The 14,237-nt window shown below is 71.1% G+C and carries 11 protein-coding genes; 6 read left to right on the forward strand and 5 right to left on the reverse strand.

Going from position 1 to position 14,237, the window contains the following annotated elements:
• The first annotated feature begins 52 nt into the window (after positions 1-52).
• From ACRWK8_RS13555 to ACRWK8_RS13570, 4 genes are all read left to right on the forward strand, one after another.
• The gene (locus tag ACRWK8_RS13555) at positions 53-1,963 is read left to right on the forward strand and encodes a glycosyltransferase family 1 protein (protein WP_431870585.1); all 1,911 of its coding nucleotides are present in this window, start codon (positions 53-55) and stop codon (positions 1,961-1,963) included.
• Positions 1,964-2,341: 378 nt separating this feature from the next.
• Positions 2,342-3,154, forward strand: coding sequence for a hypothetical protein (locus ACRWK8_RS13560; protein WP_431870587.1), 813 nt, complete (start codon positions 2,342-2,344; stop codon positions 3,152-3,154).
• 231 nt (positions 3,155-3,385) lie between these two features.
• A complete protein-coding gene (locus tag ACRWK8_RS13565) occupies positions 3,386-5,362 on the forward strand; it encodes a fumarate reductase/succinate dehydrogenase flavoprotein subunit (protein ID WP_431870589.1) in 1,977 nt (658 codons plus the stop codon).
• On the forward strand, positions 5,359-6,159 hold the full coding sequence (locus ACRWK8_RS13570; protein ID WP_431870591.1) for a succinate dehydrogenase/fumarate reductase iron-sulfur subunit: 801 nt from the start codon (positions 5,359-5,361) through the stop codon (positions 6,157-6,159). Before ACRWK8_RS13565 ends, ACRWK8_RS13570 begins: the two co-directional genes overlap by 4 nt.
• Before the next feature lie 253 nt (positions 6,160-6,412).
• Here ACRWK8_RS13570 and ACRWK8_RS13575 read toward each other — a convergent pair whose 3' ends face one another.
• From ACRWK8_RS13575 to ACRWK8_RS13595, 5 genes are all read right to left on the reverse strand, one after another.
• Entirely contained in the window at positions 6,413-7,039 is a 627-nt protein-coding gene (locus ACRWK8_RS13575; RefSeq protein WP_378742292.1) for an MBL fold metallo-hydrolase, read from the reverse strand.
• A 31-nt stretch (positions 7,040-7,070) separates the two neighbouring features.
• A complete protein-coding gene (locus ACRWK8_RS13580) occupies positions 7,071-8,078 on the reverse strand; it encodes an adenylate/guanylate cyclase domain-containing protein (RefSeq protein WP_431870594.1) in 1,008 nt (335 codons plus the stop codon).
• A 76-nt stretch (positions 8,079-8,154) separates the two neighbouring features.
• The gene (locus ACRWK8_RS13585) at positions 8,155-8,670 is read right to left on the reverse strand and encodes a PH domain-containing protein (protein WP_378742287.1); all 516 of its coding nucleotides are present in this window, start codon (positions 8,668-8,670) and stop codon (positions 8,155-8,157) included.
• Positions 8,671-8,692: 22 nt separating this feature from the next.
• Positions 8,693-9,463: a biotin--[acetyl-CoA-carboxylase] ligase gene (locus tag ACRWK8_RS13590; protein ID WP_378742284.1), complete on the reverse strand. Its 771-nt coding sequence runs from the start codon at positions 9,461-9,463 to the stop codon at positions 8,693-8,695.
• Between the two features lie 16 nt (positions 9,464-9,479).
• Positions 9,480-12,041, reverse strand: a complete 2,562-nt coding sequence (locus tag ACRWK8_RS13595; protein WP_431870668.1) for a phosphoenolpyruvate carboxylase — start codon at positions 12,039-12,041, stop codon at positions 9,480-9,482.
• 336 nt (positions 12,042-12,377) lie between these two features.
• Between ACRWK8_RS13595 and ACRWK8_RS13600 the strand changes: the two genes are divergently transcribed.
• Both ACRWK8_RS13600 and ACRWK8_RS13605 read left to right on the forward strand, forming a co-directional pair.
• Positions 12,378-13,988 (forward strand): acyl-CoA carboxylase subunit beta, encoded by a 1,611-nt coding sequence (locus tag ACRWK8_RS13600; RefSeq protein ID WP_378742282.1) that lies wholly within the window; start codon positions 12,378-12,380, stop codon positions 13,986-13,988.
• Positions 13,985-14,215: an acyl-CoA carboxylase subunit epsilon gene (locus ACRWK8_RS13605; RefSeq protein WP_431870597.1), complete on the forward strand. Its 231-nt coding sequence runs from the start codon at positions 13,985-13,987 to the stop codon at positions 14,213-14,215. Before ACRWK8_RS13600 ends, ACRWK8_RS13605 begins: the two co-directional genes overlap by 4 nt.
• Positions 14,216-14,237 lie beyond the last annotated feature (22 nt).

Genomic DNA, 14,237 nt, shown 5'->3' on the forward strand with positions numbered 1-14,237 from the left:
GCCGCTCCACCGGCCTCCCCCACCGGATCCGCGCGGGAGACAGACATCCCCTATGCGGAACGTGGTCGTCGTCATGAGTCTCAGTTCGATTTCCCTGAAGCAGGTCGTCTCGGTCGCGGTCGTCGCGGTCACGGCGGCGGTGGCCCTCAGCCCGCCGAGGCTGGCCCTGGCGCTGGTCTTCGCCGGGCTCTCCGTCCTCGCGCTCGCGGTCGCCTTCGCCGTGGACAGAGAACGCAGAACCCTCGCGGAGAAGATGGAGGAGGTGCGCGTCCAGCTCGACGAGATGGCGTACGACCGCCGTGACGAGGTCGGCGCGGCGCGCGACCGTGACGTGCGGGTGCGCCAGGCCATCCAGGAGGCCGCCGACGCCTGCGCGGACCGGGCCGTGGAGGGCTGGGCCCGGTACGAGCGACAGGCCAGGAGGTCCGCGCACGGCACCTCGGAGGCGGGGGCGGACGGACGTCCGGGCGAGCGTTCGAGCCGAGGATCGCACCGGAGCGCGGGCCGGGGATCGGACACGGAGGCCACGCGGACCCCCGCCGAACGGCACCTGTCCGAGGCCCAGGACCTGCTCTGGAACGGGTACAGCTCCCTGGGACTGGAGCGGCTGCGCGGTCTCGGCGCGGACCACGAGGCCACCCCGGCCGTGCGCGCCGAGGCGCACAAGACGCTCTCCAACTGGCACCGCGCGACGGGTCAGCCCGACAGCGCCCGCGACCACGCCCACCTGGCCGACCTCGCCGCCCCACGCGCCGCCCGGGGGGCCTCCGGGGTCCCCTCGCTGCTGACGGCGCGCATCCGGGCGCCGCGCGCGGCCCGGCACTTCGACGTGGTGCTGATGTCGGACTTCCGCCTGCCCGGCGGCAGCACCGGCAGCAACCTCCAGGAGATCACCGCGCAGCGTGACGCGGGGCTGACCACCGGCCTCGTGCACCACCCGGTGCTGCGCGCCGACCAGTCCCGGGGTGTGAACCCCAGGATCCTGGCCACCGTGGACAACGACCGGGTCCGCTTCGTGGCCCCGGACGAACGCGTCACCTGCGACCTGCTGGTGGTGCGGTTCCCGCTGATCGGCCAGCACCCGATGGACGTCCTTCCGTCGGTGGAGGCCGCGCGGCGGATCGTGGTCCTCAATCAGACACCGAACCGCCGGTACGGGGTCGGGGCGGACGGGGCCGGGCGCGGGGTGCGCGAGGACGCCGCCCCGAACGAGGCGTGGAACGTCGCCCGCTGTGTGGAGGGGTTCACCAGCATGCTCGGGGAGCACACCTGGTACCCGATCAGTCCGAGGGTGCGTGAGGCGATGGTGCTGCACCACGCCTCGGAGATGGCGGGGGTCCCGCTGGCGGACGAGGACTGGACCAACATCATCGACCTCGACGCGTGGCGGCGCGGCGGACGACGGAACCCGGACGGCCGGGTGCTGCTCGGCCGCCACTCACGGGACGACCGGGACAAGTGGCCGGAGGACCCGGCGGTGCTGGCCGCCGCGTACCCGGCGCTGCCCGGCTGGGAGACGCACGTGCTGGGTGGGACGACCCACGCCGAGCGGACGCTGGGCGGGTTGCCCGAGCACTGGACCGGGCACCCGTTCGACTCGGTGGGCGTCCGCGAGTTCCTGCACGGGCTGGACGCGTACGTGTACTTCACGGGTCAGGGCTACCTGGAGTCGTTCGGCCGTGCCCCGCTGGAGGCCGTCGCGGTCGGTCTGCCGACCGTCCTCCCGCACTCGTTCGCGCCGGTCTTCGGGGACGCGGCGCTCTACGCGGAGCCTGAGGGCGTCAGCGCCGAGGTCGAGGCGCTGATGGGGGACGAGGAACGGTACGCCCGGCAGGTGCGGACCGGCCACGAGGTGCTGCGTGAACGGTTCAGCCGTCAGACGCACCTGCGGAGGCTGGCCGAGCTCGGGGTGCGGGTACCGGCGGAGCTCGTGGAGTCCCCGAGGGCGCTGCTGGTTCCCTGATCCCGTGCGGGACCGGGCGGGGCGATCCGGGTGGAGGGGGTGGGGGGGAACTTTCACCCCCTCCGCTCCTTTAACACGGGAATCCTGAAAACCGAAAAGGTCATGGAGTACATAAAGGATTTCCGACCACAAGTTACAACAAAAGACAATGTCATAGTGGCGCACATCACACCATTTCCTGGGGGTTGTGCCCGGCCTGGAACGTGACCGTGATCACAGCGACCTAACGTTGAGTGGCAGACCGGTTCGCTACTGCTTCCCCCGCAGCACTGCTCGCCCACAGCGATCCAGCATCCGGGAGCGGTCACGGCCACCTGAGGCACGGGTCCGCGCCCCGTCCCCGGGTCCGACCGCTCTCCACAGGAGGTGGAGACCACGGTGACCCCCACTCACGACGCGCGCCCCGGCGGCGGCCGGGCACGCCTGAGCCAGCGAACACTGCGCACCGACCGATGGTGGCTGGGCCCGACCCTGACGACGTTGGGGCTGGCCACCTTCCTCGTCTACGGGGCGGCCCGGGTGTTCCAACAGGACCACTACTGGGTCCAGGAGCACCACTACCTGACCCCCTTCTACTCCCCCTGCCTCGCCCAGCAGTGCGTCCCCGACGCGTCGCTCCTCGGCCGACTGCCGTGGGAGTTCCCCCCGATCCTCCCCTACGCCCTGCTCAGCCTGCCGATCCTGCTGCTGTTCCGGGTGACCTGCTACTACTACCGCAAGGCCTACTACCGCTCGGTCTGGCAGGCGCCGACCGCCTGCGCCGTGCGTGAGCCGCACCGGACCTACACGGGCGAGACCCGGCCGCTGATGCTCCCCCAGAACGGGCACCGGTACTTCTTCTACTTCGCCGGGGCCATCGTCCTGGTCAACACCTGGGACATGATCGTCCCCTTCTTCCACGGCACGGACGGCGGGTTCGGCGTCGGGGTCGGCAACCTCGTCATGCTCACCAACGTGGTGCTGCTGTGGTGCTACACGTTCGGCTGCCACTCGTGTCGGCACATCATGGGCGGCCGGCTGCGCAGCTTCGGCGGGCGACCGGTCCGCTACTGGCTCTGGTCCCGCGCCTCCGCGCTGAACGACCGGCACATGCTGTTCGGCTGGCTCAGCATCGCCTCGCTGATCGCCACGGACGCCTACGTCGCGTTGGTCGCCAGCGGCACCATCACGGACCCGCGCATCCTCAACTGACCGGTGAAGGAGTACACGCGCCCCATGCCCCCCACGCCCGGCCCTTCCTCCAGGCTCTCCCCGACGTCCGGGAACTCCCCGACCTCACCGGAGCCACCGTCACCGCCCCCGCCCCCGCCCCCGCCGACAGGACACCCGCCGCCCTCCCCGGGGCGTGCCTCAGCCGAGCCCTCGCCGCGGTCGCGCCACCGCGAGGGGAACGGGATCACCCGACACCGCTACGACGTCGTGGTGGTCGGGGCGGGCGGCGCCGGGCTCCGCGCCGCGATCGCCGCCCGGGAACAGGGCAAACGCACCGCGATCGTGTCGAAGTCGCTCTTCGGGAAGGCACACACGGTGATGGCGGAGGGCGGCGCCGCGGCCGCCCTCGGCAACACCAACGCGGCCGACAGCTGGAAGGTGCACTTCCGCGACACCCTGCGCGGCGGGAAGTTCCTGAACGACCCCCGCATGGCGGAACTCCACGCCAGGGAGGCGCCCGAACGCATCCTGGAACTGGAGTACTGGGGCGCGCTGTTCGACCGCACAGAGGACGGGCGGATCAGCCAGCGCAACTTCGGCGGACACGAGTACCCGCGCCTGGCCCACGTGGGCGACCGCACCGGGCTGGAGCTCATCCGCACCCTCCAGCAGCGGATCGTGGCCCTCCAACAGGCGGACGCGGCGGAGTTCGGTGACCCGGACGAGCGGCTGGCGGTGTTCGCCGAGACCGCCGTGACCAGCCTGGTCAGGGAGGGAGGAGACGACGGTCGGATCGTCGGGGCGTTCGGCTACCGCAGGGTGGACGGCGGGTTCGTGCTGTTCGAGGCCCCCACCGTCATCCTCGCCACCGGCGGCATCGGCAAGGCCTTCCGCACCACGTCCAACTCCTGGGAGTACACCGGGGACGGGCACGCCCTGGCCCTGCGCGCGGGTGCCTCGCTGATCAACATGGAGTTCGTCCAGTTCCACCCCACCGGGATGGTCTGGCCCCCGTCGGTCAAGGGCATCCTCGTCACCGAGTCCGTACGGGGTGACGGTGGCGTGCTGCGCAACTCCCGGGGCGAACGGTTCATGTTCGACTACGTGCCCGACGTCTTCCGGTCGCAGTACGCCGAGACCGAGGAGGAGGCGGACGGCTGGTACGACGATCCGACGCGCCATCGCAGACCGCCGGAGCTGCTGCCCCGGGACGAGGTGGCCCGGGCGATCAACAGCGAGGTCAAGGAGGGGCGGGGCTCCCCGCACGGCGGTGTGTTCCTGGACGTGTCCTCGCGGCTTCCCGCCGAGGAGATCAGGCGTCGGCTGCCGTCCATGCACCACCAGTTCAGGGAGCTGGCGGACGTGGACATCACCGCCGAGCCGATGGAGGTGGGTCCCACCTGCCACTACGTGATGGGCGGGGTGCGGGTGGACGCCGACACCGCCGCGTCGGACGTTCCCGGTCTGTTCGCCGCCGGGGAGGTGGCGGGCGGGATGCACGGTTCCAACCGTCTGGGCGGCAACTCGCTGTCCGACCTGCTGGTGTTCGGTCGCCGGGCGGGGCTGGGCGCCGCCGCGTACGTGGACGCGTTGGAGGCGGGCGAGGGGGACTCGACCCCGGCGACCGGCGTGTTGGAGCGGGCGGCGGCGGAGGCCGTCGCCTCGTCGCTGGCGCCGCTCAAACAGGGCGCCGGGGAGAACCCGTACGCCATCCACTCCGAGCTCCAGGACACCATGAACGACCTGGTCGGGATCATCCGCAGGGGACCGGAGGTGGAACGGGCCCTGGAGCGGTTGGCGGCGCTGGCCGAGCGGGTGGACGTGCTCAGCGCCCCGGGAGACCGGGTGTACAACCCCGGATGGCACCTGGCGCTGGCCCTGCCCAACATGCTGCTGGTGTCCGAGGCGGTGGCGCGGGCGGCACTGGAGCGCACGGAGTCGCGGGGCGGCCACACACGGGACGACTGTCCGGAGATGTCGGCCGAGTGGCGTCGGGTGAACCTGTCCGTGCGCGCGGTCGACGGGCGCGTGGAGCTGGAGCGGACCCCCCTCGCGGACATCCCCGGTGAGCTGCTCGCACTCTTCGACCGGGACGAGCTGGCCAAGTACCTGACCAAGGAGGAGCTGCCCGACGACGCCCAGGGCCGGGACGGTCCGGGCGACGCGGCCGGGGCTGGCGGTGCCGACGGTGCGGACGAGACGAACGGTGGGAACGGAGCAGGGGCGAGCGAGGAGGACACGTCATGAGCGAGCGGACGTTCCGCGTGTGGCGCGGCGGTCCGGACGGAGAACTCACCGAGTACCGGGTGGAGGTGAACGAGGGCGAGGTCGTCCTGGACGTGCTGCACCGGCTCCAGGCCACCCAGGCCCCGGACATGGCGGTGCGGTGGAACTGCAAGGCGGGCAAGTGCGGTTCCTGTTCCGTGGAGATCAACGGTCGGCCCCGTCTGTCCTGTATGACCAGGATGAGCGTTTTCGAGGACGACGAGGTCGTCACCGTGACCCCGATGCGCACCTTCCCCGTGGTCCGTGACCTCGTGTGCGACGTCTCCTTCAACTACGCCAAGGCCAGGGAGATCCCGTCGTTCACCCCCGCGCCGGGGACGGAGCCGGGCGACTTCCGGATGCGGCAGGCGGACGTGGAGCGTTCGCAGGAGTTCCGCAAGTGCATCGAGTGCTTCCTGTGCAACGACGTGTGCCACGTGATCCGTGACCACGAGGAGAACAAGGAGCACTTCTCGGGCCCGAGGTTCCTGATGCGGGTCGCGGAGTTGGAGATGCACCCCGAGGACACGGCGGACCGGCGCCGCACGGCGCAGGAGGAGTTCGGGCTCGGGTACTGCAACATCACCAAGTGCTGCACGGAGGTGTGCCCCGAGGGGATCCACATCACGGACAACGCCCTGATCCCGTTGAAGGAACGCGTGGTGGACCGGAAGTACGACCCGTTGGTGTGGCTGGGGTCGAAGATCGGCCGTCGGCCGAAGGACACCCCCATCGCCCCGAACGTCCGCCGCCCGGAGGAGGGCCGGGGAACGGCCTAGAGCGTGCGCCGTGGATGCTTTCGGTTGACTCGGCGCTCGCGCCGATCGATGCGACCGGCCGTCTCCCCTGCTGTGCGCCGCTACGCAGGCTCCGCAGCCTCGCACAGCGGGGGGCCCGCACCGGTTCGGCTGTGCGAGCTTCGGAGGCGTTGCGGGAACGAGGTCCGGGGAGCGGGAGGAGGGCGGGGGGCTGGCGGGGCGGCGGCGGTCCGGTCGCCCGGCCCCTCCCGCCGCGGGGCCGCGGCGCCGGGGGTCAGAAGCCCCGGGCGGACCACTCCTCCAGGTGGTGGGCGGCCTCCGCGATCGTGGTGGACTCGCCGTGGCCCGGGTGGACGATGGTGTCGCCCGGGAGGGTGGTCAGCTGGTCGCGGATGGACGCGATGATCGTGGGGAAGTCCGAGGAGGGCTGGCCGGTGGCGCCGGGGCCGTCGGGGAAGAGGGTGTCGCCGCTGAAGACCACGCCGAGTTCCGGGGAGTGGAAGGAGACCCCGCCGGGCGTGTGACCCGGGGTGTGCAGCACGGTGAGCTCCACGTCGCCCGCGCGCAGGACCTCGCCGTGCAGGAGGGGCGCGTCCGGTTCACGGTAGGGGTGGACCTGGTGCCACAGCTCGGAGTCGTCCGGGTGGAGGAGGATCGGGCAGTCCGTGAGGTCGGCCAGGGCGACGGCCGCGTTGATGTGGTCCGGGTGGCCGTGGGTGCACACGATGGCCATGAGTTCGCGGTCGCCCAGGCCCCGGGCGATGCGCTCGTGGTCGTGGGCGGCGTCGATCACCACCGCGCTCTCGTCGTTGCCGACGATCCACACGTTGTTCTCGATGTCGGACTCGGCGCCCTCGACGCTGAAGACACCCGAGGTACGCAGCTGCTGGATGGGGGTCACACTCTCACCGCCTCACGTTGGGATTTCGAGCCTATCCCTCCGGGGGCGTCGACACGTGCGGTTGCGCGTCGAAGTCCCGGCGTAGCGCGTAGGGCTGAATGAGTCCCAGACCGTGGGCGTGTCGGGCCCGGACCTGCACCACCTGGAGGCCCTCCTCGTCGGTGAGGCTCTCGGCCAGGGCCTCGTCGATGAGGACCGTGCCGGGCCGGGCGAAGGAGGTGAGTCTGCTGGACCGGTTGACGGTGGTGCCGAAGACGTCCCCGTGCAGGGTGAGGACCGGGCCGTAGGCGACACCCACCCGGACGTCGGGGACCTCCACGTGGGTCTTCACACCGGAGGCCAGGCGCAGGGCGATGTCCGCTGCCTGGAGGGGTGAGTCCGCGACGTAGAGCACCTCGTCCCCGAGGGTCTTGACCACGCGCCCGCCACCGGAGGCGACGATGTCGGCGGCGGTGGCCTCGAAGCCCTCCACCACGCCCGCGAGTTCGACCTCGTCGAGCTCCCGGCTCAGGGTGGTGAAGGAGACCAGGTCCGCGAAGCCCACGATCAGCGGGTAGTAGTTCGGGACGATGTCGTTGTTGTTGGACATCACCGCGAGGGTGCGCGCCGTGGAGGCGGCGAGCTGGCGGCGCCAGATGTGCAGGAGGAGGCGCTCCACGTCCGGCAGGAGCTCCTTGACCTGGTTCATCAGGGGGCTGGCGGAGTCCTCGTTCTGGAAGATGAGGGTGCTCAGGATGCTGGTCTGCCAGTCCGCGAGTCTGGCCATGGTCTGACCCATGGCACGGGCGAAGCGGACCACGCCCTCCTCGTCGAGGAGCCCCTCCTTCAGGAGGGAGTTGGTGATGCGGAGCGCCTCGACGTCGCTCTCGGCGAAGATCACCGAGTCGTCGCCCAGCGTGGGGAAGCCCAGGGCACGCCAGACGCGTCCGGCCAGTTCGGGGTCGGCTTCGGCGAGCTCGACCGCCTGTTCCCTGGTGTAGACCGCTTCACCACCGAGCAGGACGGACTCGATCGCTTTCGGGTCAGGACGCGACGGCATACGTTCTCTTTCACGGCCTTACCGCACGGGGGCGGTGTGGGATGCACCTCCAGCTTACGCCGATGGTGCGCCAGGGTCAGGTTCCCGACGGGTACTCGGGCCGCTGGGCCGCGTTGACCTGGCGGTAGATCTCCGACTGGAACCACTGGGGTCTGGGCACGCGCTGGAGGACCATGCCCTCCTGCTCGGACGCCGACTGAATGGACAACGTTCCGTACCGCATGATCCGTTCCCAGAGGGAGATGTTGAAGGAGACATCGTTGACCCTGGTGAGCGGCATGTCCCGGCCCTGTTTGGAGATGATGCCGTCACGCATCATCAGGCGCCGGTTGGTGAGGATGTAGACCGTGGTCGCCCACTTGAGCATGGGGACGAACCAGAAGGCCAGGGCCGCGACGACCCCGACGGCCACCACGACGCCCGCGGCGATCAGGCTCCAGTCCTCGGACCAGGGGATGAAGAAGAGGGCGGTGCCGACGACACCGATGATGAGGAACAGGGCGACGAACTCCCCGGCGAGGAGGGTCCAGTGCTGCCGTGCGACGTGGACGAGTTCCTCGTCGTCGGAGAGATAGCGGTCCGCGATAGCCATGAAAGTGATGATGGCACACGATTCATCGGCCTGGCCGGACGTGTACGACGTCTCCGGCGCTGAGGGCCCGCCCCTCCACGAGCAGGCGCGCCTGGTCGTCCACGCCCGTGGCGGTGCCGTCCAGGTAGGTGTCCCCAGGCAGGTGGACGCGGACCCGGCGGCCGATGGTCACGCAGACGTCCCGGTACTCGTCGGCGGGCTCCCAGGCGGAGTAGCGCCGCTCGAACTCCTCCAGGACCGCAACGAGGAGGGTCTCCCGGAGGGTGTCGGCGCCCTCGGCGCGCAGGGACGTGGCGGTCTCCACCGGGAGTTCGTCGCGCGTCTGGGAGACGTTCAGCCCCATGCCGACCACGATCCCGGGGCGGTCGGGGTCGGAGAAGTCGGCCTCCGCGAGGATCCCGGCGAGCTTCCGCTCACCGAGGAGCAGGTCGTTGGGCCACTTGAGCCGCGTCTCCAGGCCCGTCGTCCGCCGGACGGCGGCGACGGCCGCCAGGCCCATCAGCGGGGACACCCAGCCGAGTTCCTCCGAGGGCACCCCGGGGCGGACGAGGAGCGAGAAGGTGAGCGCGACCCGTGGCGGGGTCGTGAACCCGCGCCCGAGCCTTCCCTTCCCGGCGGTCTGGTGCTCGGTGACCAGCACCGTGCCCTCGGGGGCGCCCTCTTTGGACCTCGCGACCAGTTCGGTGTTGGTGGACCCGGCTTCGGGGACCACGTCGACGCGTCGCCAGAGCCCGCCGGGCCGGATCACCGCCGAGGTGATCGCGGCCCGGTCCAGGGACGGGATCTCGTTCATCCCACCATTACAGCAGTCAGCCGGTGTTCTGGAGACCGGCGGCCACGCCGTTGACGGAGAGCAGGAGCAGTCGCTCCAGGTGCTCGCTGTCCTCCTCGGACAGGGAGTCCGCCTCCTCGCCGCGCAGCGCCTCCAGAGCACGGAGCTGGAGGTGGCTGAGCGCGTCCACGTAGGGGTTGCGCAGGTCCACGGCGCGGGACAGGACCGCGCGGTTCTCCAGCAGGCGGCTGTGGCCGGTCACCCTGAGGACGAGCTCGCGGGTCAGGTCGTACTCCCGCAGGACCGTCTCGCTGAGTTCGGGCCGGTCGCCCAGCGCGAGGTAGCGCTCCGCGATGGTGCGGTCGGTCTTGGCCAGGCTCATCTCGGCGTTGTCCAGCAGCGACGCGAACAGGGGCCACTCGCGGTAGGCCGCCTGGAGGACGGGCAGGTCCGCCACGGCGGCCAGGCCGGTGCCGAGACCGAACCAGCCGGGCAGGTTCACCCGGGTCTGGGTCCACGCGAACACCCACGGGATCGCCCGCAGGTCGCCCAGCCCCCGGGCGGCGCCGCGCCGGGAGGGGCGCGACCCCAGGCGGAGCTCACCGAGCTCCTCCAGCGGGCTGACCTGGGAGAACCACACCGCGAAGTCCTCGGTGCCGATCAGCGACAGGTACGCCTCCTGGGCGGCCTCCGCGATGGTGTCGGCGTGGCGCCGGTAGAGCTCGGCGGCGGTGCGCTCGTGCTCCTGGACGGCGTCGGTGGAGGCCATCAGGACGGCGTGGCCGACCTGTTCGATGTGGCGGCGGCCGATCGCGGCCTGTCCGTAGCGGGCGAAGATGACCTCGCCCTGTTCGGTGACCTTGAACCGCCCGTCGACCGAGCCCGGCGCCTGGGCGAGCAGGGCGCGGCTGGCCGGGCCGCCGCCACGGCCCAGGGAACCGCCCCGGCCGTGGAACAGGGTCAGGCGCACGTCGTGTTCGCGGGCCCAGGCGGACAGCCGGGCCTGGGCGTCGTACAGGCGCAGGGTGGCGCTGACCGGGCCCACGTCCTTGGCGGAGTCGCTGTAGCCGAGCATCACCTCCAGGCGCCGGTCGTTGTCGGCCAGGCGCTGGCGGACCGGCGGGAGGTCGAGCATCCCGGCCAGCACCCCGGGCGAGGCCTCCAGGTCGGCACCGGTCTCGAAGAGCGGGATGACGTCCAGGACCGGCACGCGCTTGGGCGGCAGGGCGTAGGTGGCCAGCTTGTGGACGGCCTCGATGTCCCCGGCCGAGCGGGTGAAGCTGACGATGTAGCGGCGGCAGGCCTCCACTCCGAAGCGCTCCTGGATCCAGGAGACGGTCCGGATGGTGTCGAGGACCTCCTCGGTGCGCTCCGAGAGCGCGCCGCCGGACTCCAGTTCGGCCAGGGCCGCGGCGTGGACCTCGCTGTGCTGGCGGATCTCCAGTTCGGCCAGGTGGAAGCCGAAGGTCTCGGCCTGCCAGACGAGGTGCTGGAGGTCGCCGTAGGCCTGGCGGACCGCTCCTGCTGCGGCGAGGGACTCCTGGACCAGGCGCAGGTCCGCGAGGAACTCCTCGGCGTCGGTGTAGGCGAGGTCGGCGTCGCGTTCGCGGGTGGCGCGCAGGCGGGTGGTGGCCAGGAGCAGGAGCTGGCGGTGGGGTTCGTTGGGTGAGCGCTGGGTGATCTCGCCCATGAGCGTGGGCTGGCCCGCCCTCGCCTCGGAGATCGCGTCCAGGAGCGCGGGACTGGCCGGGGTCAGGTTGGAGTAGACGGTCAGGGCCCGGGCGATCCGGCCGCAGGCGGTTTCGAGGCCGCGCAGGATGTGCTCGGACTGGATGGTCATCGCCTCGCGGGTCACCTCGTGGGTGACGAAGGGGTTGCCGTCCCGGTCGCCGCCGATCCAGCTGCCGTAGCGCACGAAGGGCGTGGCACGGGGCGGGCGGGTGCCGGTGCCCTCGGGGTCGATGGCGGTGTCGAGGGTCCGGTAGACCTCCGGCACGATCGCGAAGATCGTCTCGTCGAAGGCGGCGAGGGCGGTGCGCACCTCGTCGAGGGGGTCCAGCTTCGTGTAGCGCAGCTGGGAGGTGCGCCAGAGGAGGTCGATCTCCTCCAGCAGGCGGCGGTGCGCCTCCGCGGCGGCGGCACTGCCCTCGTGCGCGGTGTGCAGGTCGTCCAGCTGGGCGCTGATGCGCAGGATGGAGGTGGAGACGGCGCGGCGCCGGGCCTCGGTGGGGTGGGCGGTGAGCACCGGGTGGAACTCCATGCCCTCGATCAGCGCGCTCAGGCGCTCCTCGCCGCCCTCTCCCTCGCGGACGGCGCGCACGGCGGCGGCCAGCGACTCGCGGGGCGGGTTGTGGGCGTCGTCGCGTTCGCGCAGGGCGCGCATGCGCTGGTGTTCCTCGGCCAGGTTGGCCAGGTGGAAGTAGACCGTGAAGGCACGGGCGACCTGCTTGGCGCGTTCCAGGGGCCAGGCCGCGACCAGGCGGGTGATCTCCTCGGTGGTGACGGTGCCGTCGCGGGCACCGATCACCGCGTGTCGGAGTTTCTCGACATCCGCGAGCAGGTCCGCGCCGCCGCTTTCGGCGAGGACCGTTCCGAGCATCTCACCGAGCAGCTTGACGTCATTCCTGAGCTGTTCGGGGACTTCCTGGCGGGCACTGTCGCGTTCTGCGCTAACCGCTGTCATAGGGCCGACCCTACAGAGATCACGCCTGGCGGCATGCGCGCGGGGCCGGTTTCTCGCGGTTTTGCCCAGGAGTTAACCGGTGTTCCGTAAACGGTCGCAATTCACAATTACTCACTTTTCTCGGGCATCCTTTACACACCGCGTTTCCCAGCGGTCACCCCTCGACACTCGGACCCCGGGGGGCTGGACCTACTGACGAGTAACCTGGACCGCGTGAAGGGAACCGGACCCTCGCGGCTAACCTGGGCTGTTATGGCCACAGAAGCCCCTGAACCGCTGTCCGCGGCTGAGATCGACATCCACACGACCGCGGGAAAGCTCGCGGACCTGCGACGACGTAGGTACGAAGCCGTCCACGCCGGCTCGGCGCGGGCTGTCGAGAAGCAGCACGCCAAAGGCAAGATGACCGCCCGCGAGCGGATCGACGCACTGGTCGATCCGGGCTCGTTCGTCGAGTTCGACGCACTGGCCCGGCACCGCTCGACCAACTTCGGCCTCGACGCCAACCGCCCCTACGGGGACGGTGTGGTCACCGGCCACGGAACCGTCGACGGCCGCCCCGTCGCGGTCTTCAGCCAGGACGTCACCGTCTTCGGCGGATCACTGGGCGAGGTCTACGGCGAGAAGATCTGCAAGGTCCTCGACCACGCCCTCACCAACGGGTGTCCCGTCGTGGGCATCAACGAGGGCGGCGGCGCGCGCATCCAGGAGGGCGTCGTCGCGCTCGGCCTGTACGCGGAGATCTTCAAGCGCAACACGCACGCCTCCGGCGTCGTCCCGCAGATCTCCCTGATCATGGGCGCCACGGCCGGCGGGCACGTCTACTCCCCCGCCCTCACCGACTTCGTCGTGATGGTCGACGAGACCTCCCAGATGTTCATCACCGGTCCCGACGTCATCAAGACCGTCACCGGCGAGGACGTCTCCATGGAGGACCTGGGCGGCGCCACCGCGCACTCGACCAGGTCGGGGGTCTCCCACTACCAGGGGGCCGACGAGCAGGACGCCATCGACTACGTGAAGTCGCTGTTGTCGCACCTGCCCGACAACAACCTGGAGGAGGCCCCGCGGCTGGCCCCCGAGGACGACCCGGGCGACGAGACCACCGACACCGACCTGGCCCTGGACACCTTCGTCCCGGACTCGGCCAACCAGCCGTACGACATGAAGCGGGTCATCGAGTCGGTCCTGGACGACGGCGAGTTCCTGGAGGCGCACGCCCAGTTCGCCACCAACATCGTGGTGGGCTTCGGGCGGGTCGACGGCCAGTCCGTCGGCATCGTCGCCAACCAGCCCATGAGCCTCGCGGGCTGCCTGGACATCCACGCCTCCGAGAAGGCCGCGCGGTTCGTGCGCACCTGCGACGCGTTCAACGTGCCCGTCCTCACCTTCGTGGACGTGCCCGGCTTCCTGCCCGGCACCGACCAGGAGTGGGACGGCATCATCCGCCGGGGCGCCAAGCTGCTGTACGCCTACGCCGAGGCCACCGTCCCGCTGATCACCGTGATCACCCGCAAGGCGTTCGGCGGTGCCTACGACGTCATGGGCTCCAAGCACCTGGGGGCCGACGTCAACCTGGCCTGGCCGACCGCCCAGATCGCGGTCATGGGCGCGCAGGGCGCGGTCAACATCCTGCACCGGCGCACGCTCGCCGCCGCCGACGACGTCGAGGCCGAGCGGACCCGTCTGGTCGGGGAGTACGAGGACACCCTGCTGAACCCGTACTCCGCCGCCGAACGCGGCTACGTGGACGGCGTCATCCTGCCCTCGGAGACCCGGGTGCAGGTCACCAAGGCGCTGAGGGCGCTGCGCAACAAGCGCAGGCAGCTCCCGCCCAAGAAGCACGGGAACATCCCGCTGTGAGCGCGCCCGAGAAGCCGTCCCCGCACCTGGTGGTGGTCAGGGGCGAGCCCACCGAGGAGGAGCTCGCCGCGCTGACCGCCGTGCTCGCCGCCCGCGCGGCGGCGGCCCGGGCCGCCGCCGAGGCCCCCGAGCCCGAGCGGCCCGTCTCCGGCTGGCGGGACCGCGCGCGGGGCGTGCGCACCCCGCCGCGCCCCGGCCCCGGCGCCTGGCGCCTGAGCACCAGGTGACGCCTGACGTGCTCCCCCGATA

This window comes from Nocardiopsis eucommiae (assembly GCF_965344335.1).
Classification (GTDB): Bacteria; Actinomycetota; Actinomycetes; order Streptosporangiales; family Streptosporangiaceae; genus Nocardiopsis; species Nocardiopsis eucommiae.

Coding starts and splice junctions, on each gene's coding strand:
- ACRWK8_RS13590 (WP_378742284.1), bottom strand. CDS start 9,463: ATGAACGAGATCCCGTCCCTGGACCGGGCCGCGATCACCTCGGCGGTG.
- ACRWK8_RS13595 (WP_431870668.1), bottom strand. CDS start 12,041: ATGCTCGGAACGGTCCTCGCCGAAAGCGGCGGCGCGGACCTGCTCGCG.
- ACRWK8_RS13600 (WP_378742282.1), top strand. CDS start 12,378: ATGGCCACAGAAGCCCCTGAACCGCTGTCCGCGGCTGAGATCGACATC.
- ACRWK8_RS13580 (WP_431870594.1), bottom strand. CDS start 8,078: ATGCCGTCGCGTCCTGACCCGAAAGCGATCGAGTCCGTCCTGCTCGGT.
- ACRWK8_RS13555 (WP_431870585.1), top strand. CDS start 53: ATGCGGAACGTGGTCGTCGTCATGAGTCTCAGTTCGATTTCCCTGAAG.
- ACRWK8_RS13585 (WP_378742287.1), bottom strand. CDS start 8,670: ATGGCTATCGCGGACCGCTATCTCTCCGACGACGAGGAACTCGTCCAC.
- ACRWK8_RS13570 (WP_431870591.1), top strand. CDS start 5,359: ATGAGCGAGCGGACGTTCCGCGTGTGGCGCGGCGGTCCGGACGGAGAA.